Origin of the sequence: Halomonas koreensis (genome assembly GCF_031451675.1) — a bacterium.
Lineage (GTDB): Bacteria > Pseudomonadota > Gammaproteobacteria > Pseudomonadales > Halomonadaceae > Halomonas > Halomonas koreensis.
The window spans coordinates 120,705-140,072 of record NZ_JARWAK010000008.1 but is presented as its reverse complement, the minus strand read 5'-3'; the positions used below and the strand labels follow the sequence as shown (position 1 = coordinate 140,072).

36 protein-coding genes are annotated in these 19,368 nt (G+C 70.2%); 24 read left to right on the top strand and 12 right to left on the bottom strand.

Features of this window, described 5'->3' with window-relative positions:
- Positions 1-114: 114 nt before the first annotated feature.
- The 12 genes from QC818_RS10830 to QC818_RS10775 are packed head-to-tail and all read right to left on the bottom strand — an operon-like array spanning position 115 to position 5,256.
- On the bottom strand, positions 115-408 hold the full coding sequence (locus tag QC818_RS10830; RefSeq protein WP_309652875.1) for a hypothetical protein: 294 nt from the start codon (positions 406-408) through the stop codon (positions 115-117).
- Positions 398-751: a hypothetical protein gene (locus QC818_RS10825; protein WP_309652874.1), complete on the bottom strand. Its 354-nt coding sequence runs from the start codon at positions 749-751 to the stop codon at positions 398-400. Before QC818_RS10825 ends, QC818_RS10830 begins: the two co-directional genes overlap by 11 nt.
- A complete protein-coding gene (locus QC818_RS10820; protein WP_309652873.1) occupies positions 748-1,482 on the bottom strand; it encodes a hypothetical protein in 735 nt (244 codons plus the stop codon). Before QC818_RS10820 ends, QC818_RS10825 begins: the two co-directional genes overlap by 4 nt.
- On the bottom strand, positions 1,479-1,706 hold the full coding sequence (locus QC818_RS10815) for a hypothetical protein (protein ID WP_309652872.1): 228 nt from the start codon (positions 1,704-1,706) through the stop codon (positions 1,479-1,481). Before QC818_RS10815 ends, QC818_RS10820 begins: the two co-directional genes overlap by 4 nt.
- Positions 1,693-2,010 (bottom strand): hypothetical protein, encoded by a 318-nt coding sequence (locus tag QC818_RS10810; RefSeq protein ID WP_309652871.1) that lies wholly within the window; start codon positions 2,008-2,010, stop codon positions 1,693-1,695. Before QC818_RS10810 ends, QC818_RS10815 begins: the two co-directional genes overlap by 14 nt.
- Complete coding sequence (locus tag QC818_RS10805; protein ID WP_309652870.1) at positions 2,003-2,344, bottom strand: hypothetical protein; 342 nt, start codon at positions 2,342-2,344, stop codon at positions 2,003-2,005. The genes QC818_RS10810 and QC818_RS10805 overlap by 8 nt, the downstream gene beginning before the upstream one ends.
- A gap of 2 nt (positions 2,345-2,346) precedes the next feature.
- Positions 2,347-2,976: a replication protein P gene (locus tag QC818_RS10800; RefSeq protein ID WP_309652869.1), complete on the bottom strand. Its 630-nt coding sequence runs from the start codon at positions 2,974-2,976 to the stop codon at positions 2,347-2,349.
- A gap of 1 nt (position 2,977) precedes the next feature.
- Positions 2,978-4,186 (bottom strand): hypothetical protein, encoded by a 1,209-nt coding sequence (locus QC818_RS10795; RefSeq protein ID WP_309652868.1) that lies wholly within the window; start codon positions 4,184-4,186, stop codon positions 2,978-2,980.
- Positions 4,183-4,485: a hypothetical protein gene (locus QC818_RS10790; protein WP_309652867.1), complete on the bottom strand. Its 303-nt coding sequence runs from the start codon at positions 4,483-4,485 to the stop codon at positions 4,183-4,185. The genes QC818_RS10795 and QC818_RS10790 overlap by 4 nt, the downstream gene beginning before the upstream one ends.
- Positions 4,482-4,811, bottom strand: coding sequence for a hypothetical protein (locus QC818_RS10785; RefSeq protein ID WP_309652866.1), 330 nt, complete (start codon positions 4,809-4,811; stop codon positions 4,482-4,484). Before QC818_RS10785 ends, QC818_RS10790 begins: the two co-directional genes overlap by 4 nt.
- Positions 4,808-5,011, bottom strand: a complete 204-nt coding sequence (locus QC818_RS10780) for a Cro/CI family transcriptional regulator (protein WP_309652865.1) — start codon at positions 5,009-5,011, stop codon at positions 4,808-4,810. The genes QC818_RS10785 and QC818_RS10780 overlap by 4 nt, the downstream gene beginning before the upstream one ends.
- Positions 5,012-5,052: 41 nt before the next feature.
- Complete coding sequence (locus tag QC818_RS10775; RefSeq protein WP_309652864.1) at positions 5,053-5,256, bottom strand: Cro/CI family transcriptional regulator; 204 nt, start codon at positions 5,254-5,256, stop codon at positions 5,053-5,055.
- A 92-nt stretch (positions 5,257-5,348) separates the two neighbouring features.
- Between QC818_RS10775 and QC818_RS10770 the strand changes: the two genes are divergently transcribed.
- From QC818_RS10770 to mutS, 24 genes are all read left to right on the top strand, one after another.
- Positions 5,349-6,035, top strand: coding sequence for a LexA family protein (locus QC818_RS10770; protein ID WP_309652863.1), 687 nt, complete (start codon positions 5,349-5,351; stop codon positions 6,033-6,035).
- A gap of 168 nt (positions 6,036-6,203) precedes the next feature.
- A complete protein-coding gene (locus QC818_RS10765) occupies positions 6,204-6,587 on the top strand; it encodes a response regulator transcription factor (protein WP_309652862.1) in 384 nt (127 codons plus the stop codon).
- Positions 6,584-6,922 (top strand): hypothetical protein, encoded by a 339-nt coding sequence (locus tag QC818_RS10760; RefSeq protein ID WP_309652861.1) that lies wholly within the window; start codon positions 6,584-6,586, stop codon positions 6,920-6,922. The genes QC818_RS10765 and QC818_RS10760 overlap by 4 nt, the downstream gene beginning before the upstream one ends.
- Positions 6,919-7,224: a hypothetical protein gene (locus QC818_RS10755; protein WP_309652860.1), complete on the top strand. Its 306-nt coding sequence runs from the start codon at positions 6,919-6,921 to the stop codon at positions 7,222-7,224. The genes QC818_RS10760 and QC818_RS10755 overlap by 4 nt, the downstream gene beginning before the upstream one ends.
- A complete protein-coding gene (locus QC818_RS10750; protein ID WP_309652859.1) occupies positions 7,221-7,535 on the top strand; it encodes a hypothetical protein in 315 nt (104 codons plus the stop codon). Before QC818_RS10755 ends, QC818_RS10750 begins: the two co-directional genes overlap by 4 nt.
- A complete protein-coding gene (locus tag QC818_RS10745; protein ID WP_309652858.1) occupies positions 7,532-7,864 on the top strand; it encodes a hypothetical protein in 333 nt (110 codons plus the stop codon). Before QC818_RS10750 ends, QC818_RS10745 begins: the two co-directional genes overlap by 4 nt.
- 11 nt (positions 7,865-7,875) lie before the next feature.
- Entirely contained in the window at positions 7,876-8,199 is a 324-nt protein-coding gene (locus QC818_RS10740; RefSeq protein WP_309652857.1) for a hypothetical protein, read from the top strand.
- Positions 8,196-8,723, top strand: coding sequence for a hypothetical protein (locus QC818_RS10735; RefSeq protein WP_309652856.1), 528 nt, complete (start codon positions 8,196-8,198; stop codon positions 8,721-8,723). Before QC818_RS10740 ends, QC818_RS10735 begins: the two co-directional genes overlap by 4 nt.
- The gene (locus QC818_RS10730) at positions 8,720-9,046 is read left to right on the top strand and encodes a hypothetical protein (RefSeq protein ID WP_309652855.1); all 327 of its coding nucleotides are present in this window, start codon (positions 8,720-8,722) and stop codon (positions 9,044-9,046) included. The genes QC818_RS10735 and QC818_RS10730 overlap by 4 nt, the downstream gene beginning before the upstream one ends.
- An 11-nt stretch (positions 9,047-9,057) precedes the next feature.
- On the top strand, positions 9,058-9,999 hold the full coding sequence (locus QC818_RS10725) for a recombination-associated protein RdgC (protein ID WP_309652854.1): 942 nt from the start codon (positions 9,058-9,060) through the stop codon (positions 9,997-9,999).
- Between the two features lie 11 nt (positions 10,000-10,010).
- Positions 10,011-10,604: a hypothetical protein gene (locus QC818_RS10720; RefSeq protein WP_309652853.1), complete on the top strand. Its 594-nt coding sequence runs from the start codon at positions 10,011-10,013 to the stop codon at positions 10,602-10,604.
- Positions 10,601-10,726 (top strand): hypothetical protein, encoded by a 126-nt coding sequence (locus QC818_RS10715; RefSeq protein ID WP_309652852.1) that lies wholly within the window; start codon positions 10,601-10,603, stop codon positions 10,724-10,726. Before QC818_RS10720 ends, QC818_RS10715 begins: the two co-directional genes overlap by 4 nt.
- A gap of 14 nt (positions 10,727-10,740) precedes the next feature.
- Positions 10,741-11,127, top strand: coding sequence for a hypothetical protein (locus QC818_RS10710; RefSeq protein ID WP_309652851.1), 387 nt, complete (start codon positions 10,741-10,743; stop codon positions 11,125-11,127).
- On the top strand, positions 11,124-11,348 hold the full coding sequence (locus QC818_RS10705; protein WP_309652850.1) for a hypothetical protein: 225 nt from the start codon (positions 11,124-11,126) through the stop codon (positions 11,346-11,348). The genes QC818_RS10710 and QC818_RS10705 overlap by 4 nt, the downstream gene beginning before the upstream one ends.
- A complete protein-coding gene (locus QC818_RS10700) occupies positions 11,345-12,745 on the top strand; it encodes a DNA cytosine methyltransferase (RefSeq protein WP_309652849.1) in 1,401 nt (466 codons plus the stop codon). The genes QC818_RS10705 and QC818_RS10700 overlap by 4 nt, the downstream gene beginning before the upstream one ends.
- Positions 12,742-13,065, top strand: coding sequence for a hypothetical protein (locus QC818_RS10695; protein ID WP_309652848.1), 324 nt, complete (start codon positions 12,742-12,744; stop codon positions 13,063-13,065). Before QC818_RS10700 ends, QC818_RS10695 begins: the two co-directional genes overlap by 4 nt.
- Positions 13,062-13,736, top strand: coding sequence for a dATP/dGTP pyrophosphohydrolase domain-containing protein (locus QC818_RS10690; protein WP_309652847.1), 675 nt, complete (start codon positions 13,062-13,064; stop codon positions 13,734-13,736). The genes QC818_RS10695 and QC818_RS10690 overlap by 4 nt, the downstream gene beginning before the upstream one ends.
- Positions 13,733-14,056, top strand: coding sequence for a hypothetical protein (locus QC818_RS10685; RefSeq protein WP_309652846.1), 324 nt, complete (start codon positions 13,733-13,735; stop codon positions 14,054-14,056). The genes QC818_RS10690 and QC818_RS10685 overlap by 4 nt, the downstream gene beginning before the upstream one ends.
- Positions 14,053-14,439: a hypothetical protein gene (locus QC818_RS10680; protein ID WP_309652845.1), complete on the top strand. Its 387-nt coding sequence runs from the start codon at positions 14,053-14,055 to the stop codon at positions 14,437-14,439. Before QC818_RS10685 ends, QC818_RS10680 begins: the two co-directional genes overlap by 4 nt.
- A complete protein-coding gene (locus QC818_RS10675) occupies positions 14,436-14,648 on the top strand; it encodes a hypothetical protein (RefSeq protein WP_309652844.1) in 213 nt (70 codons plus the stop codon). The genes QC818_RS10680 and QC818_RS10675 overlap by 4 nt, the downstream gene beginning before the upstream one ends.
- On the top strand, positions 14,645-15,154 hold the full coding sequence (locus QC818_RS10670) for a hypothetical protein (protein ID WP_309652843.1): 510 nt from the start codon (positions 14,645-14,647) through the stop codon (positions 15,152-15,154). Before QC818_RS10675 ends, QC818_RS10670 begins: the two co-directional genes overlap by 4 nt.
- A 1-nt stretch (position 15,155) precedes the next feature.
- A complete protein-coding gene (gene xisR, locus QC818_RS10665) occupies positions 15,156-15,350 on the top strand; it encodes an excisionase family protein (protein ID WP_309652842.1) in 195 nt (64 codons plus the stop codon).
- Complete coding sequence (locus tag QC818_RS10660; protein ID WP_309652841.1) at positions 15,320-16,627, top strand: site-specific integrase; 1,308 nt, start codon at positions 15,320-15,322, stop codon at positions 16,625-16,627. Before xisR ends, QC818_RS10660 begins: the two co-directional genes overlap by 31 nt.
- Positions 16,624-19,215 (top strand): DNA mismatch repair protein MutS, encoded by a 2,592-nt coding sequence (gene mutS, locus QC818_RS10655; RefSeq protein WP_309652840.1) that lies wholly within the window; start codon positions 16,624-16,626, stop codon positions 19,213-19,215. Before QC818_RS10660 ends, mutS begins: the two co-directional genes overlap by 4 nt.
- Positions 19,216-19,368: the final 153 nt, after the last annotated feature.

Sequence of the window (19,368 nt, the reverse complement as noted above, 5' to 3'; positions counted from 1 at the left end):
GTGGGTCGTTGTGGTACCGGGAATCCCGGGGCTTCTCGTTGGGCTCGCTCATATCCGCTGCGGGGGATAATTGCCGATTATCCGCCGTAGGGGATATGGCGCTGGCGCGGGTGCTCAGCATGCGCCCTCCCTCCTGCGCTTCCAGTTTCCGAAGTCAGCGACGATCCGGCGGAACATCGCCGCGGCGGCCTCGTTGTGGTCGAGCTCGGCCCGGCTCTGAACCCCGCACGCCCGGCGGATAGCGTCGGCGGCGTCCTCCGGGGTGTGAGTGCCGTCCGGCAGCTGGTCCTCGGTCATGCCGTGCTGGCGCCGGCGGCGAGCATCCAGGTAGAGGCCGAACGCCGGGAGGTCGCCGAGCATGGCGGCCTCTCGCGCCAGCCGGCCGCCCTTCTGCTGATCAGTCGCCATGGCGCGGCCTCCACGGGATGAGCGCATCCGCCTGGTCGTCGTAGAGCTCGCTGCACTCGGCACGCAGGTGCCCCTCCATGGCCTCGGCCCGGCAGGCGTCGATCAACAGGGTGTTGGCGTGCGCCAGCCCCGCTTCCACGCAGCGGGCCACCTCCTGTCGCTCCAGGCAGGGCAGCGTCTCCACCCGCAGGCGCAGCGATATATCGCCATCCAGCCGGGCCGCCAGGCGCCGGCACCGATGCGCCAGCCACCCGCGCCAGCCCATGCCGGCGGCCGAGGACTCGGAGGCCTCGAGGCGGCTGCGATAGCTCAGGGCCTGTTGCTGATCGTGTCTCCGGCTCATGCCCCACCCCCTGCAGCCACCAGCTGCCGGCCCGTCTCGCGCAGCCACAGGATCTCCCGGCCGGCGGCCTCGTCGCCCTGGGCGTAGTCGGCCAGGGCCTGCTCGAGCAGCGAGAGATGCATCGCGGCGCAGCGGTCGAGCAGCTCGGCGGAGATGGCTACGCCACCCTCGGGATGAATGCGCTCGGCGGTGGCGGGGTATTCCACTCGGGGCTGACTACCGGGCCACTTCATGCGCTCCCGGCACTTCCCGCAGAGCGAGGCGTTCGGCACCTCGAGAGCCGGGCGATTGCAGTCAGTGGCCTGGCAGGCTTTCGCGGGGCGTGATGCCGCCGCCTCAGACCTGGTCACCGGCTTGGGCGCGCCGCCCACCACCGGGCGCAGGGTATCGCGGCTGGGTGGGCGCACCGGCGGGCGGGCATCCCCCGCGGCGGCCCGGGGCCCGGGCGCCTCCGCGGCAGGCTCGCCAGGCTGGATCCGGTCCATCGCCCCGGGCGCCGGCAGCACCGCCTCGCCCCGCACGCGGATCAGCTCCAGGCGGCGCAGGTCCGCCAGGGCGGCCAGCACGCGGCCCTGGTCCCGGGCGGTGAGCGCGTTGCAGTAGGCCTGCACGATCAGGATCGGCACGCCGCGGTGAGTCTGCCGGTGTTCGGAGACCACCCCCTCCAGCACCCGGGCCTGCATGGCGGTCAGGCGGATGCGGTCGTCGATCTCTGCGGCCTGGGTCGTCATGCCGCCACCTCCTGGGTCGGGATGACCCGGTTGCCCATCTCGATGTCCTGGTCGTGCCAGCCGGCGGCGAACCAGGCGTCGTAGGTGCTGAGCGCGAGGCTGTGCAAGCTGGCGCCGCGGTCTCGGGCCTCCCGGCCCCGGCGGTAGGCCGTGGCCTCGCTCAGGCTGATGTCGTGCTCCACGGCGAACAGGCCGTCCTGCACGGGCTGTTTAGGCAGAGCCATTGGCGAACTCCTCGAGGGCCGTCGGCCGCAGCTGCCGGGTTTGATGCGCCAGGGCCCGACCGGCGCCGGTGAGGGCGTACTGCGGGCGGCAGTCCTCGCCGACCAGCTCGTCACCGACGATCTCGAGCAGCCCGTGGCGCTCCATCCGGGTGACGGTACTGGCCACTTCGCGCCAGCTCGGCCCGGCGCCGCCGGCATTGGTCAGCCGCCGCCACAGGTGGTTGACGGTCAGCGCCGTGCCCTGCCGCGTGCGCAGCAGCGTCAGCAGGATCGCGCGGTCCAGGGGGATGGGTTGATCAGCCATGGTGGTCGCCCTCCTCGTCGGCGGTCATCGCGGCCAGCAGCCAGTCGATGCCCTTCTCGGTAATGCCCAGCACCTGGCGGGCGGGCTTGCCCACAGTGCCGATCGGCGCGATCAGCTCCAGGTCGGCGAGCTCGGCGCAGCGGCCGCAGACGCTGGAGAGCGCCAGGCCCAGGGCGGCGGCGATGTTCTGCCGAGTACGGCCCTGGCCATTGGCCAGCCAGTACAGGTGGCACAGGATCGCCATCTGCTGGCGCCCGGCCCGGCCGGAGCGGCGCACGTCGTCCAGACCCTCGCGGGAGACTTCGTTGCCGGTGGGTTGCATCAGTGCGCTCATGGTCACTCCCTCCCTACGGCGGCCCGCAGGGCGGCGAGCCCCTCGTCGGCCTTCATGGTCGGCGGCAGGCCGGCGGCCTCCGCCTGTGCCTGGGCGGCCTCCCGGCCTGCCCGCTCGGCCAGTTCCGCCGGGCTGCGGCTGCCGTCGTGCTCGAGCAACTGGCGCTCGGCCAGGCCCTCGCCGGCCATCACCCGGTTGACCAGGGCCTGGTACTCCCGGCCGAAACGGCGCTCGAGGCGATCCACCCGGCTCGGCTGCACGTGGCGCAGCTCCCACCAGCCCGTGGCGTTGCCCGCCAGGCGCACCGCCTCGTGGCTCCAGCGGTGGCCGCGCGGCTCGTGGGCGTGGGCACAGGCCTCGGCCCAGGCATCGGCCACCGCCGGCAGGCCGGCATCCTCCGGCCGCGGCTCGCACAGAGCGGCGAACGCCACCGGCTGCGGGGGCCAGGCCTCGTCGCCGGAGCGGGCCGCCTCGCGCACCTGCTCGCGGCAGCGGGTGATCCCCAGCTCCAGGTGCCGCACACTCAGGTGGGTCAGCTCGGCCAGCCACTTGCCCTCGGCGTCGTAGGCGCCCCACTGGCTGGAGAACTTCGCCCCGAACAGGTCGCCCATGGCGTTGAACACGTGATCCACCTCACTCTCCGTCACGCGGGGTGCAGTCCCCGTCGTAGACGTTCCCTGAGCCGCCTTGCTGCTGGGCTCGGGCTTGAGCACGCGCTTCCTGCGCGGACATACGGCGGCGTCCAGCACCTTGGCCGCCGGCTGGCTGTTGGGCATGACGGGCCTCCTGCGCCTTGGCGCGTTCACGTTCCTGGTTGCGGCGCATCGCCAGCGGTTTCCACTGGGCGCGCAGCTTGCGGGGGGATCGGATGTTGACCTGCCAGAACTCGTCGCGGTTGGCCCAGGCGAACAGCGCGCGGATGTGGCGCAGCTCCCGGCCGTCGCGCTCGCGCATCAGCCGGATCTCGTTCGCCCAGGCCGCCATCGATCGACGCTCAGTGCCGCCGGGCAGGGCATCGACCCGGGCGGCCATCCACTCGGCCAGCGCCAGGTCATCGGCGGTGCCCCACTGCGAGGCGCTGCGGTTCTGGATCGCGGCATCGGGGCGCTCCTTCGGGGGGCGGGGCTGGGCGCCAGCATCGGTCGACCCAGTCTCGCGCGCGTTAGTACTCGTAGAGGCGTTAGCCTCTACACCGGAGGTACCGGAAGGGTGGCGCTCCTCCCGTGGCGCCCCCCTGGCGGGCTGACCCTCACCAGAGGCTCTACCATGCGGGTTCTGCCGTGGCGCTCCTCCCGTGGCGCTCCCGTGGCGCACCCCCTGCGGAATTTCTGCCCCCTCCGTGGCGGGCTGGCCGGTGCCAGCGCCGGCACCATGCGGGTTCTGCCGTGGCGGGCTATTTTCTGCACCCCCCTGCGGATTTTCTGCACCCTCCTGGCCGGCCACCGCCTCCGGCACGCCATCGGCATCGGCCAGCGGCAGGTAGAACTCCATGGGGGCCACGCCGCGGGTGGTGTCGTGCAGGCGGACCAGCAGGCCGGCGGTCACCAGCCGCTGGATCAGGCGCTTGACCTGGTCGCGGGAGTAGGTCACCGGCTCCTCGCGGCTGCCCGCCGGCGGGCGGTACTCCAGCCGCTCGAGGATCTGGCGGTAGTCGATGCGCCGCACTCGGCCGACGATGCCCGTGGCATAGTCCATGTGCCGCCGCATCACGCGCAGGTAGATCACCTGGCACTCGAGCGGCAGGGCGTCGAGCGCCTCGTCCTCATCGGCATTCCACGACGTCACCTGCTGCGACCTCCGGGGCCTTGCCTGGTGGGGGAACCTGAGCACATCGGCCGTCATCCCCGCCCCTCCAGCTGCGCCAGCTCAGCCTCATACCCGGCGAGCACGTCGAGGTGCCCACGGCGGTTGTCGCGGATCGTCGCCGCCTTCTCCGGGCACCAGGCCGGGGTCAGGAGCATCAGCTCGGCCATCTCGCGGTGGAACTGCATGCGCAGGCGCACCTGAGCAAGCCGATCGGTCTCCCGTTCGGCGGCCTCGACCTCGAACGCCAGGCGGCTGGTCGAGGTGATCAGCGCCTCGCGGGTCTGCTGGCGCTCGGCCATGTCGGCGGCCGTGGTGGGTAGCAGTGGCTGATTCATGATGGATCCCTGTTCGTTTCGCCGTCGCTGTCGAGCCGCGCCTGGAACTCGGCGGCCCGCTCCAGATGGCGACGGCGCAATGCCTCGTCGCCCCCGTTTCCCCAGGCCTCGATGCAACGCAGCAGCTCGGCCGCGGCCTGGTGGTACTGAACCTGCAGGCTGTACTCGGCGGCATGGTTGCCGAGCCCCTGGGTGTCTTCGATCAACAGCGCCAGCCGGGCGACGAGGGTTGAGAGCCGGGCGATCTCCCGGTGCTGCTCGTCGGTGGTGAACGCTGCGGGGGGCTCCTCCGGTTGGTGAGTGGCGGGTACCGTCACCCTGGTCACGCGGCGGTCGTCGCTCGCATGCCCGGCTCCCTTAAAGGGGGCTCGGCCCTCAGCGCCCCGCCGGTGACCTTCTCCAGCTCCAGGGAGCGGCGTGCAGGCACGTCTTCGCCCCACTGCGCAATGGCCTGAACCGTGATGCCCAGGGCCGCGGCCAGAGCGGCCTTGCTGCCGAAATGGTCGATCGCATCTGCCTTCTTCATCACTGCGTCCCCCGTCTTAGATGGATGGCCATACAGCACCCTCAGGCGCGCTGAGCGCGGGGCGCACGCGGCTTACGCTGAGAGGTGTCGGCGCGCAGGGCGCCAGCGGTCAGCACCTCGAGCTCGTATTGCCGGGAGCGAGGGACGGTATCGCCCCACTGGCCAATGGCCTGGATCGTGATCCCAAGCGCCTTCGCCAGCTTCGAGGGGCTGCCGAAGTGATCGATCGCATCTGCCTTCTTCATCGAGCGGGCTCCTCCGTTTCATGCCCAACAGTCAAGCGCACTTCACAGCTTTAATCAACCTGACTTTGCGAGCAACCCGTTAAGCTAGCTTTATGAACAAACGAGAGCGGATCATTGCCGCGATAGAACACGCCGTGGCCAACGGCGTGAAGAAGCGTGAGATAGCCGACTTCTGCCGAGTCAGCAGGACGGCCGTTACCCAGTGGTCGAAGGGCGACGTGGAGGAGCTGAAGTACAGCAACCTGCGCAGCCTGGCGCAGGTGGCAGGCATCTCCGAGAAGTGGCTGGCTGAAGGGAAGGGGCACATGGTCGATGGCACCCGGGAACCCCCGAATGTCTACGGCATCAACCAGAACGTAGAGCCGGCCCCGGCGATGCACGGCGCGGTGCCCGTCATCAGCTGGGTGCAGGCAGGCGCCTGGAGCGAAGTGTGCGTTGTCGACCTGGACCCCGAGGAGACCGAATGGCTCCCCCGCCCGCCAGGTGCCAGCGACGACACATTCGCCCTAAGGGTTGCCGGCGAGAGCATGGCGCCACGCTACAACCCCGGCACGCTGATCTATGTCGACCCCGCCGTGCAGCCGGAGGGAGGCGACGACGTTGTCGCCGTGCTCACCGACACCAACGAGGCAACCTTCAAGCGGTTTGTCCAGGAGCCGGGCGGCGACAAGCTGCTGATGGCCCTCAACCCCGACTGGCCGCGCCGCTACTTGGAGATCAACGGCAACTGCTCCATCGTCGGAGTGGTGATCGCCGATATGAACCTGCGCCGCCGATAGGCCCAGGCGTGAACTGACCGCCTACCCCCGCCCGACCAACCCGCCCACCGTGGCGGGTTTTTTCGTGCTCCTGCGGAAAGTGCGCTTCACTTTTTCGCGAAGCTTGCTTGACTGAATGTTGTGAAGCCTGCTTTACTCACTTCACAACAACGCGACAGGGGACCAGCCATGCAACTCACATTCCGCACCTGGCGGGCCACCGCCAACCCGGACCGCACTCGGGGCGAGCTGGCGCCGCGCGAGGCCCAGCACCTGATGGCTCTAGCCAGCGGCCTCTCCGCCAAGGAGATCGCCCGCGAATTCGGCATCCAGCCGGCCACCGTCAAGCACTCCCTGGCCCGGATCTACGGCCGCCTGGGCGTACACCGCGGAACCGCCGCCGTGGCTGAGGCCATCCGCCGCGGCTGGATCGCCCCTCTCGTGCTGGCGCTTCTGGTCGCCGATCTCAGCGGCCAGGCCGTGCAACGGGTTCAGCGCCCGGTCCGCACGCGCCAGCAGGTTACCGCCACCAGCCGGGTCTCCCGGCGCGACCTCGGGAGTGTGTACGCATGAGCCTCGCCAACCCCATGACCATCACCGACGTGTTCCGGCGCCACGGCATGGCCACCGCCGTCACCGCCCCGGTGCTGCAACTCCAGGAGCTGGCCATGGCCGTCAGCCTGATGGGCCGCTACGAGGTGCGGCACGTGTATCGCGGCGACACGCATAGCCTCCACCTGGAGGTCTGGCAGACGCCGGCCGGCGCCGGCACCAGCACCGTGGCGCAGGTCGCCGAGCACCAGATCCCTCTGCCTCACGAGGACTACCTCGCGTCGGAGGCCCTGAGCCAGCTGGGCGTCGCCATCCAGTGCCTGACCGCCTTTCTCATGGAGGGCCAGCCGTCATGATCGACGCCAACATTCGCCTGATGATCCACCGGATCACCGACCTGGCCATCGACGTCACCGCCGCCGGCCGCTACGTCGCCGACGCCGACTTCCATGGCCATGTCTGCCAGTTCCAGGTCACCACTCGGCCGGTCGGGCAGGGATACGGCAGCCCGGGACAGTACACCCGCCGGATCTACCTGAACCAGATCGGCGTCCTGATCACCCCGGCCCAGGCCACCGGCGTTCTCCGCGCCATGCTCTGCCACCTCGAGGTCCTGCTCGCCGAGGGCCCCGCCACCCAGGAGGACCAGCCGTCATGAGCCAACCGATCCCGACCACCCAGCACATCGCCAGCGTGCCGGTGCACGACCTGGCCGCCGCCTGGAACGTCCACGCCGTGGGCCAGGGTCTCGTCGACCCGGCCACCGAGCTGCTCGCCGTGCCGACCCTGGACCGCAACAACCACGTGGGCTGGCGGCCGGCGTTCCGGGTGCCCAGCACCAGCACCCTGGTCGTCGTCCACACCGCCAGCCCGCACGCCTCCTGCGAGGAGGCCCGCCGCTGCCTGCTGGACCTGCTCGGCGCCATGGCGGCCGAGGGCAGCATCATCGCCCCGGAGGTCGCCGCATGAACCGCCGAAACCGCAACCTCGACACCGCCGTGAACATCGCCGGGGGATTCGTCGGCCTCGTCGCGATCGGCCTGCTCGCCGTGGCCCTGGCCGCCGTGCAGTACAGCGACGCCCGGGCATCCCGGGACCAGGTCGCCGCCGAGGCCCAGCGCCAGTACTGCCAGGACGTCGCCCTCTGGATCGCCGAGGAGGCCCGCAACGTCCCGCTCGCCCAGCGCGTGGGCCAGCCCGACTACCGCGGCACCGCCGCCGAGCAGTGCCCCGCCATCCGCCACAGCCACCTGCTCGAGTTGGCCCAGGTCGGCCAGCGCCAGCCGGTGCGGTTCTGAGGAGAGCCGAGATGCGACTGATCGACCAGCTGACAAACCACCCGCTCCTCGACGAGCGCCCCGTGAAGCACGTGTTCGAGCCGATGGGCTTCGAGGTTCACGTCGAGAGCGTGGAGTCACCCTGCCCGGATGACATGCCGGAGGAGCATCAGCGCTTCACCGAAGACCCGGACGCCTACCTGGAGGGGCTGGACTTCGACGTGCCGGATGGATTCACCGAGCTGGGCCGCTGGGAGACCGAGGAACCTGAGATCGTGATGCTGGCGGTGAAGCCGACCACAGCGCTGGCCCTCGCCCTGCTGACCCCAGTGGACGACGCCGAGGTGCCGGCATGATCCCCACATTCGCCTGGAAGGCCATCGCCCACGTCGCCAGCCGCCCCGCGGTCACCCGCTGGCTGCTGCGCCGGGCCATGCGCACCCCGTACTCGCACATCGTCAAGAACGGCGAGACGTACATGGAGCGCTACTGGCTGTTCAACCCCTACGACAACCACACCCGCCAGGCCCGCTGGCCCTGGTGCCCGGTGTCGGTGCGCCTGCACATCATCCGCCAGCCCGACGAGGACGAGCACCTGCATGACCACCCGTGGGACGCCCGAACGCTGATCCTGCGCGGCTGGTACCTCGAGGAGCGCCACGGCCAGCACCTCGCCTCGCGCCAGCCCGGCGACACCGCCGAGATCGGCGTCCGCCGCTACCACCGCATCAATGAGGTCTGCCAGGGCGGCGCGGTGACGCTGTTCATCACCGGCCGCGAACGCGGCACTGGCTGGGGCTACCTGGTCGACGGCCGCCACGTGCCCTGGGCCGAGTACCTCGCCCATCAATCCACCAGCCACGCGGAGTTCACGTCATGATCACCATCGAACCCCTGTACCAATGGCAGGAGCGCCAGGTCTTCGTGGAAGTCGAGACCGAATGCGCCGAGTGCGATGGCACGGGCGAGTGCGAATGCTGTGGCCGCGAATGCCGGGTCTGCGAAGGCACAGGCAGCGCGGGGCTTCAGGCCCTCTCGGCCCACGACATCGAGCAGCGCTACTTCAGCGAGGTCATCGAGAGCCTGCAGCGCCTCTGCGCCTTCTCATCGCGCCACGACTTCCTCGACGAGGTCGGCGCCTTCATCAAGCGCCACGGCCGGCTGGACTATCACCCCGTCGTTCGACACCGAATCCTGCACTGAGGAGCCCTGCCATGTGGTTCAAGCACCTCCACCTCTACCGCCTGCACGACGTGGCCCACATCGACGGCGGCTGCATCGCTGAGCACGTCGAGGCCCAGGAATCCCGGCCGTTGGGCGGCAGCGAGTCGCGCCGCCTCGGCTGGGCGCCGCCCGCCGGGCGCGCCAGCTCTCGGCGCCAGCTTTACCACCACCTCCAGGGCCACTACCTGCTCACCGCCCTGCGCCAGGAGCGGATTCTGCCCACCTCCGTGGTCCGCGAGGAGGTCGACGAGCGCGTCGCCGACATCGAGGCGCAGACGGGTCTTCCGATGCACCGCCAGGAAAAGCTGACCCTCAAGGAACAGGTCTACGAGGAGCTTCTGCCCCGGGCCTTCGTGCGCAGCCAGCGCATCGACCTGTGGTGGGACACCCATCGCCAGCTGATCGGCATCAACACCAGCAGCCGCAAGCGCGCCGAGGAGGTCCTCGACCTGCTGCGCGAGACGCTGGGCAGCCTCAAGGTCACGCCGCTGGGCACCCGGGAACTGCCGATGCGCGCCATGACCACCTGGCTCGGCGACCCGGGCACCCGGCCCGCCGATCTGGTCATCGGCGACCAGGTGGAGCTCAAGGCCAAGGGCGACGACGGCGTGGTCCGCGGCCGCCAGGTGGATCTCGACAGCGACGAGATGCAGCAGCTGCTCGAGGGCGGCCGCCAGGCCAGCAAGCTCGCCCTGAGCATCGAGGGGCGGATGACGTTCGTGCTCCACGACGACCTCGCCCTCAAGTCGATCCGCTTCGATGACGCCCTGATCGACGAGGCCTCGCAGGCCGACGACGGTGACGACGCGGTGACCCGCTTGGAGACCGACTTCCTGCTGATGACCCGGGCGCTGGCCGACAGCATCGAGCGTCTGATCGCCTGGCTGGGCGGCGAGGCCCAGGCCGACGGCAACGCGCCGCACGGCGGGTGAGGAGGATGCCCATGCCTGCCGTCATCAGCAAATGGACCGCCCGCCGGCGCGCCACCCTGCAGCGCCTGCTCGAGCAGGGCCTGAGCTACCGGGAGGTCGCCCGGCGGATGCACGAGACGCCCACCGCCGTGCGCGGCGCCGCCCAGCGCTACGGAATGATGCGCCCCGAACGGCTGGTCCGCGGCCAGCCCTGGGCGCGCGAGGACTTCGACCGCCTCGAGGGGCTGCTGGCCGAGGGCCTGGGGTTCGAGGAGATCGCGCGCCGCATGGGCCGCACCTACAACGGCATCCGCTGCGCCGTCGACCGCCTCGGGCTCACCGACCGCGAGCGGTGGCGGCACCGCCTCCGCGACGACTGGCCCGAGATCGAGCGCATCGCTGAGGCCTGCATCGAGGTGGAGCGGATGTGCATCGCCCAGGTCGCCCAGCGCCTGGCCGCCCTGGGCTACATCGTCACGCCCCAGGCGCTCCACGCCCGGATGCGTGAGCACCACCCCGAGCTGCACCGCCAAGCCGTGCAGTTCGCCGAGCACCGGCGCCAGCAGTGGCGCCACATCCACGGCAAGCGGCGCGCCCGCCGGGCGCGCCAGCAGGAGGCCTCATGACCTGGAAAAACCTCAAGCGCCGCGCCTGGTGGCTGATCGTCGCCGCCCGCTACGTCATCGCCTGGCCGTTCTGGCGGCTGTGGCAGTTCATCACCGGCCGCCGCGACGGCGACGACGACTGACAGGAGGCCGCGCCATGCAGCTGACCGCCCTCGACCGCATCCCTATCGGCGCCGCTCGCTCCGGCGCCGTGGTCCTCGACGACACGCCGCGGGGCGAGCCCGACGACGCCCCCGCGCCGGACGAGCAGCCCCACCCGAAGAGCGACAAGTACCAGATGTGCTGGGCCCAGATCTGCGCCAGCATCGGCGTCAACTACTCGACGTTCTGGTACCGCGTGCACCTCTACGGCATGCACCCGGCCGACGCCCTGCGCACTCCCCCGACGACGCCCAGGCGCGTGACGATGACGCTGCGCGATCTGTGCGAGAGGGTCGGCACCAACTACCGCACGTTCCAGCGGCGCCGTCATCGACGCTGGCCGTTCCGCGAGGCCCTGCTGGGCCGGGAGGGCGGCCAGTGATAGCCACCACCCTGCTCGGCCTCGTCTGCCTCGGCGCCCTGGCCGCCGGCGTGCTGATCTACATCGCCGTGGTCATGGGCCACCAGAGCGACGAGTGGCTGCGCCTCGGGCCCATCGCCCGGGCCCAGCTGATCACCGCCTATGCACTCATGGTGCTGGGCGCCGGCGGCGCCCTGGCCACCCTGGCCAGGGCCCTCATCCAGGGAGGGATGCTCCTGTGACGAACCTCAGCCTCTTTGGCCACGAGCTCGTGGTCGATAACTTCGCCGGCGGCGGTGGCGCCTCCGAGGGCATCGAGCAGGCCCTGGGCCGCCCGGTGGACCTGGCCATCAACCACGACGCCACCGCCATCGCCGTGCACACCGCCAACCACCCGGGCGCCGAGCACAGCGTGGCCGACGTGTGGGACATCGACCCCGAGCAGGCCGTCCACGGCATGCCGGTGGGCCTCGCCTGGTTCTCCCCGGACTGCCGCCACCACAGCAAGGCCAAGGGCGGACGCCCGGTTTCCAAGTCGGTGCGCGGCCTGGCCTGGGTCGCCGCGCGCTGGGCGGCCAAGGTGAAGCCGCGGGTGATCGCCCTGGAGAACGTCGAGGAGTTCCTCGACTGGGGCCCGCTGATCAAGGGCGCGGATGGGAAGGCACGGCCTGACCCGGCGCGCAAGGGAGAGACGTTCCGGGGCTTCGTCCGTGCCCTGCGCCGCCACGGCTACGAGGTGGACTGGCGGATACTGCGTGCCTGCGATTACGGCGCCCCGACCATCCGCCAACGCCTGATCCTCGGTGCCCGGCGTGACGGCCTGCCCCTCCACTGGCCGGCGCCGACCCATGGCGACCCTGCCTCGCTGGCCGTCCGCCGCGGGAAGCTGCTTCCTTGGGAGAGCGCCGCCAGCTGCATCGACTGGAGCATCCCTTGCCCATCGATCTTCGACCGGGCCCGCCCTCTGGCGGACGCCACTCTGCGCCGAATCGCCCGTGGCGTGATGCGCTTCGTCGTCGAGGCCGAGGACCCGTTCATCGCCCCGATCACTCAGGCAGCCCGGCCGGCCGGCGCGCACCTGGTGGCGGCGTTCCTGGCCAAACACTATACCGGCGTGATCGGTGCCGACCTGCGCCAGCCGCTACCGACGATCACCGCCACTGACCACAACGCCCTGGTCGCCGTCAGCCTGGTGAACCTCAAGGGCAGCGATCGGGGTGGCCGAGATCCGCGCCAGCCCATGCCCACGGTCTGCGCCGGCGACACTCATGTCGGCGCGGTCGCCGCCTTCCTGGTGAAGTACTACGGCCGCGGGATTGGCCAGCCCTGCTCCGATCCGCTGCACACCACGCCCACCCGGGACCGTTTCGGCCTGGTCACCGTCACGCTGTCCGGCGAGCAATACGCCATCGTCGACATCGGCATGCGCATGCTCCAGCCCCACGAACTTTCCGCCGGCCAGGGCTTCCCGGACGGCTACCAGTTCGCCGAGGCCGGCGGTCGGGCCGTGCCCAAGTACCAGCAGGTGCGCCTGATCGGCAACTCCGTCTGCCCGCCGCTGGCCCGCGCCTACGTCGAGGCCAATTTCACCCACGAACGCCGGTTCATGCCGGCGCCAGCAGGGAGGGCTGTGGCATGACCCGCCATCCCGACACCATCACCGCCGACCTCGAAACCCAGCGGCTCCGCATCCAGCGAGAGCAGCAGCGCCTCGCGCTGCTCGAGGACGAGTTAAACCTGTCTCGCACCATCCACGCCGCCCAGGCCCGGCAGCGCGAGCATGTCCGGCGGGTCATTCGTCGCATGGAGGGCGGCGAGCACATCGTCGTCACGACGCACCCGTGGTGGTGCCGTGGCGGACAGCTGATCGAACGAGCCGATGGCGACGACATGGAGGCCATCTACGCCCTGCAGCGCGAGGGCGTGGTCGGCCATGAAACGAAGAGGTGGAGCGCATGACCATGAGTGGAGAGCACATCGGAGACATCCCCGAGAAGAGCAGTCAGGCAGCCCTGGCTGAGCAGCATGGTGCACTAGACGCAGCCACCCGCACCGGCATTGACCCGGAGAAGCTGCTGGCCCTGGCCAAGAAGCGCCATCACGACGGCGGCGTCACCCTGGGCTGGCCCACCGTGCTCCGGATCGTGGAGGCGCTGCGGGAGCGCACGGTGGCACAGCCGGGCTACTGCCTGATTGACCACCTGACGCGCCAGATCGCGTTCTCGATGCGCGCCTTCGGCCCTGGCGAGCGCCAGCAAGGCGTGGTCGACCACATCCGCAAGGAACTCACCGAGATCGAAGAAGCGCCCCACGACCTGGAGGAGTGGATCGACGTCGTGCTGCTCGCCCTGGATGGCGCCTGGCGCGCCGGCTTCACCGCCTCCGAGGTCGTCATCGCCCTCGAGGCCAAGCTCGCCAAGAACGAGAGCCGCACCTGGCCCGACTGGCGTACCGCCGACCGGACCAAGGCCATCGAACACGACCGCTCGGAGGAAGCAGAAGGCCCTCGTCACGAATGGGACTGGGAGACCGGAGAAGGTGAGCGCTGCGTGAAGTGCGGCGACAAAGACTGGTTCGCCGGCCCTGTCTGCTCGGAGTCGAAGGTTGACCGGACCGAGGAGAAATCATGACAGCCACCGGCCACCTGCGCGGCCACCCCATCGAATGGGATGCCCTGCGCCAGCACTGGGTCTACTGCGACACCCGGGAACCCACCGTCGACACCTGGCGGGGTCGCGCCTGCGGCCACTGCGGAAAGCACGGCACCCCGGAGGGGCACGACGCCTGCCTCGGCACCCTGCCCGAGAGCATCGTCATGAACGCCTGCTGTGGCCATGGGAACGATGGCCAGGCCTACGTCCAACACTGGTGCGGCCACCTCGTGCGCGGGCGCCAGGCCCTGGAAGAGATCGAGCGACTGAAGGCCCTGCGGGGCGGGGAGGAATCATGAGCGACAACAGCTATACCGGACTGCTAGCAGTCGCGAACGGATGGAAGGCCAGAGCCGAGGCGGCCGAGGCAGAACGCGACGCCCTGGCGGCGCATGTGGAGCGGCTGACAGACCGCCTCGGTAAAGCCAGGGATGCCGTCATTGAGGCAACCCCTGACTTCGACACGATGATTGCAAGCTGCGATGAGATCCTGGCTACGACGCCCACCACCTCCCTCGCCCGCCGGGATGCCGAGCAGTTTCGCCAAGGCTTCTGGTGGGGCTTCGAGCGCGCCCGGTGCCACCCGGACCAGATGAACATTCGAGCCGAATTCGAGGATGTGCAGGAACTGCGTCGCGTCCGAGGCGAGCAGGCCGGCACGGCCGGGGAGGTCTCGCGATGAACCGGCCGACCAATGCCCAGCTCGCCGCCCAGCGCGACCACCTGGCGCGCCTGCTCCACGATGCCCGGCACGAGCTGATCAAGCTCGGCGCGGCATCTCCAGGCGCCCAGCGAGTCATCCGTGAATCGTGGCCGGCCCTGGCCGGTGAGCGCCAGCGGCGGGCAGGTGTTGCCAAGCGAGAGCGCCAGCAGAGGGGGAATGGCCAGTGACCCAACCCACCCACACCCACCGGCAGCATGGCGGGCGGTATGGCCAGGTCACCACCTACTGGGGATCGGGGCCGCTCGAGGGCCAGCAGCTGGTGGTCTACCAGGATCTCGACCGGGTCACGGAAAGCCTGACCACGATGGAGGACTGGGAGAAGAACTGGCGCCCACTCGCCGCCGACGACTGCTCGCTCTGCCTGGGTACCGGCCGCGACGCCATCAAGGGCAACAAGGCCAACCCCTGCGGCGGCTGCTACGGGCTCGGCAAGGTGCGGCAGAACGGTGAGCGGCCGGAGGACTGCTGGCAGGTGGCCGAGGTCGCCGGCGGCATCATCCAGCGCCAGCAGCAGGAGCTCGGCCGGCTGCGCCAGATCGCCGCGATGCCGGAGGTGAAGGAGATCGTGGAGAATCGACGCGCACAGAAGGACCGTGCCTGGATCGATGAAGAGCAGGAATGGCGGGCAGGCCCCGGGCGGGGCCACGGCGGCCGCCGACACACGGGAGACTGATATGGCACGCAACAAGTGGGTGCTCAAGAAGAAGGTCGCCGAGCTGTTCGGGTACTCGGAGAGCGCCGTCGACCACAAGCGCAAGGACGGCACCTGGCCGGAGGGCCGGGTGTGGCGCAAGGCGCCGGACGGGCGGATTTTCTACAACGTCGAGGAGATCGATAAGTGGGTCGAGAGCCTGCCGCTGAGGGCCTGAGCCAGGCCCTACGTGCCCTGATCGCCAAGCACCCGGGCGTCGAGGTGCACGGCCCCAGCCTGCGCATCTGGTTCATGTGGCACGGCAAGCGCTGCCGGGAGAGCCTGGGCCTCACGCCGACCAAGGCGAACATCAAGCACGCGGCCCAGCAGCGGGCCGCCGTGGTCCACGCGATCAAGGTCGGAACCTTCGACTATGCCGAATGGTTCCCCGGCTCCAAACATGCCCGGGGCGCCAAGCGCCTGCGCAATGCCCGCCTCGGCGAGGCGGCAGAGCGCTATCTCGAGCTCAAGGGCGTCGACATCACCGAGGACACCGAGGGCCGCTACAGAACTGCGCTGGATGCCGTGGTCGAGAGCCTGGGTAAAGACCTGATCGTGGCCACGCTCACCCCCGAGGATGTGCAGCTGATGCGCGGCGAACTGGTCGCCACCCGCCAGGTCTCCACCGCCAACCACTACCTGGCCGTGGCCAACGGATTCTTCGCCTGGCTGCGCATCAACGGTTACACCGACCAGGACCTGGCCGCCGCGGCCGAGCGGATTCGCGCCGAGGATGCCGAGCCCGACCCGTTCACCCAGGGCGAGTTCCGCCAGCTGATCGAGCGCGGCTGCCTGCACCCGCAGGACGTGGCCGCCGTCACCATCGCCGTCTACACCGGCCTGCGCCCCGGCGAGCTGTGCGGCCTGGCCAGGGAGGATGTCGACCTCAAACGCGGCTGCCTGACCGTGCGCCGATCCGTGACCCGCCGCAACGAGCTCAAGGTGCCCAAGACCAAAGAGGGACGCGACCGCGTCATCTGGCTCTTGCCTCCGGCCCTGGAGGCCGCGCGCCAGCTCTCCGACATGACGGCCCACCTCGATCCGGAATCCGTCCCTGTGGCCCTGACGCGCCACCAGAGCCGTACCGAGACGCTGGTGCCACTGCTCAGCCCGACCGTCCAGGCGCGCCAGCCGCTGATCAACCGCTGGTTCAACCCGCACAGCTGGCACGCCAAGGTCACCAAGATCATGAAGCGGGCCGGGGTGCGCCACCGCCGGCCCTACCAGACCCGCCACACCTACGCGTGCTGGTCGCTCACGGCTCATGGTAACCTTGCCTTCATCGCCAAGCAGATGGGGCACAAGGACTACTCGATGCTGGTCAAGGTCTACGCCCGGTGGATCGACAGCGAGAGCCAGGACGAGGCGGCCAGGATCTGGACCGAGATGCAGAATGCCGGCGCTTTTGCCCCACTGATGCCCCACGAATTTCAAGGAAAGCCCGAGATCCCATGAACGACGTGGCCTCCCGCGCGAAGCCCAGCCATACGCCGATGATGGCCCAGTACCTGAAGATCAAGCGCGAGCACCCCGAGGTGCTGCTCTTCTATCGCATGGGGGACTTCTACGAACTCTTCTACGACGATGCCAAACGCGCCGCGGCGCTGCTCGATATCACCCTCACCCAGCGCGGCCAGTCGGCGGGGCAGCCGATCCCCATGGCCGGCGTGCCCTACCACAGCGCCGAGAGCTACCTGGCCCGGCTGGTCGCCGCCGGCGAGTCGGTGGCCATCTGCGAGCAGATGGGCGATCCGGCGGCCGCCAAGGGCCCGGTGGAGCGCAAGGTGGTGCGCATCGTCACCCCCGGCACCCTCTACGACGAGGCCCTGCTCGACGCGCGTCGCGACAACCTGCTGGTCGCCCTGCACCCGGCCGGCGAGCGCTGGGGCCTGGCCTGGCTGGAGCTGTCCAGCGGACGCTTCAGCGTGCTCGAGGTGGAGGGCGAGAGCGAGGCGCTGGCCGAGCTGACCCGCCTCGACCCGGCGGAACTGCTGGTGCCGGAGAGCCTCGCCCTGCCCGCCGCCCTGGAAGACCGCCGCGGCCTGCGCCGCCAGAACGACTGGCTGTTCGACCTCGAGTCGGCCAGCCGCACCCTGTGCGACCAGTTCGGCGTCGCCGACCTGCGCGGCTTCGGCTGCGCCCACCTGGAGGCCGCCATCACCGCCGCCGGGGTGCTGGTGGACTATGCCCGCGACACCCAGCGCTCGCGGCTGCCCCACGTGACCGCCATCGGGGTGGAGAACCGCGACGACGCCGTGGTCATCGACGCCGCCAGCCGGCGCAACCTGGAGATCGACGTCAACCTGGGCGGCGGCGTCGACAACACCCTGGCCAGCGTGCTCGACACCACCGCCACCGCCATGGGCTCGCGGCTGCTCAAGCGCTGGCTCAACCGCCCGCTGCGTGACCGCGACCGGGTCGGCGCCCGCCAGGCGGCGGTGGCCGCCCTGCTCGACCGCGACGGCTTCGAGCCGCTGGCCGAGACCCTCAAGGCCATCGGCGACGTGGAGCGCATCCTCGCCCGGGTGGCGCTCTACAGCGCCCGCCCCCGGGACCTGGCGCGACTGCGCGATGCCCTGGCCGCCCTGCCCGACCTCGAGGCCGAGCTGGCCGGCTTTGATGACGGCACCGCCCTGGACGACCTCAAGCGGCATATCCGCCCCTACCCGGAACTCGCCGACACCCTGGCCCGGTCGCTGGTGGAGAACCCGCCGGTGGTGATCCGCGACGGCGGCGTGATCGCCGAGGGCTTCGACGCCGAGCTCGACGAGCACCGCGGCCTGGCCGAGCATGCCGGCGACTACCTGGTCCGGCTGGAGGCCCGGGAGCGCGAGCGCACCGGGCTGCCCGGCCTCAAGGTCGGCTACAACCGGGTCCACGGCTACTACATCGAGATCCCCCGGGCCCAGGCCCGGGAGGCCCCGGCGGACTACATCCGCCGCCAGACGCTCAAGAACGCCGAGCGCTTCATCATCCCCGAACTCAAGGAGTTCGAGGACAAGGCCCTGTCGGCCAAGTCCCGCGCCCTGGCCCGGGAGAAGCTGCTCTACGAGAGCCTGCTCGACGACCTGAACGCCGAGCTCGGCCCGCTGCAGGCGACCGGCCAGGCGCTGGCCGCCCTGGACGTGCTGGCGGCGCTCGCCGAGCGGGCCCGCGCCCTGGACTTCGTGCGCCCGGCGCTGCCCGAGGCGCCGGGCCTCGACATCCGCGGCGGCCGCCATCCGGTGGTCGAGCGGGTCAGCGAGGCGCCCTTCGTGCCCAACGACCTGGTCATGGACGACGAGCGGCGCATGCTGGTCATCACCGGCCCCAACATGGGCGGCAAGTCCACCTACATGCGCCAGGCCGCGCTGATCACCCTGCTCGCCCATACCGGCAGCTTCGTGCCCGCCGACGCCGCCGCGATCGGCCCGGTGGATCGCATCTTCACCCGCATCGGCTCCTCGGACGACCTGGCCGGCGGGCGCTCCACCTTCATGGTCGAGATGACCGAGACCGCCAACATCCTGCACAACGCCAGCGAGCGGAGCCTGGTGCTGATGGACGAGATCGGCCGCGGCACCAGCACCTTCGACGGCCTGTCGCTGGCCTGGGCCAGCGCCGAGCACCTGACCCGCACCCGGGCCTTCACGCTGTTCGCCACCCACTACTTCGAGATGACCGCCCTCGCCGAGCAGGCCGCCGGGGTCGCCAACGTGCACCTCACGGCGGCCGAGCATCGCGAGGGGATCGTCTTCATGCACCGGGTGGAGGACGGCCCCGCCAGCCAGAGCTATGGCCTGCAGGTGGCTCAGCTCGCCGGCGTGCCCCAGGGCGTGATCTCGCGAGCCCGGGAGAAGCTCGCCACCCTGGAACAGCAGGAGGTCGACCAGGGTCAGCGCGGCGAGGCCACGGCCCCGGACGGGGGCCCGGCGCCCCAGCAGGCCGATCTCTTCGCCAGTGCTCCGCACCCGGTGGTGGAGAGCCTGTCCGGCCTGACACTGGACGAGCTGACGCCTCGCCAGGCGCTGGAATGGCTGTACCACTGGCAGGAGAGCCTGTGAACGCGGGCCCCATGGCTTGCGGGCCATGCGGCGGGCCGACTAGAATGGTTCGACCAAGTTCAACATATTATAAAAGCAAAAGTTTTTATAACTTTATTTCAACTTACGAGACCGATCGGCCGCGGCGCACCCCCGGCCCCGAGGAAGGGAGAC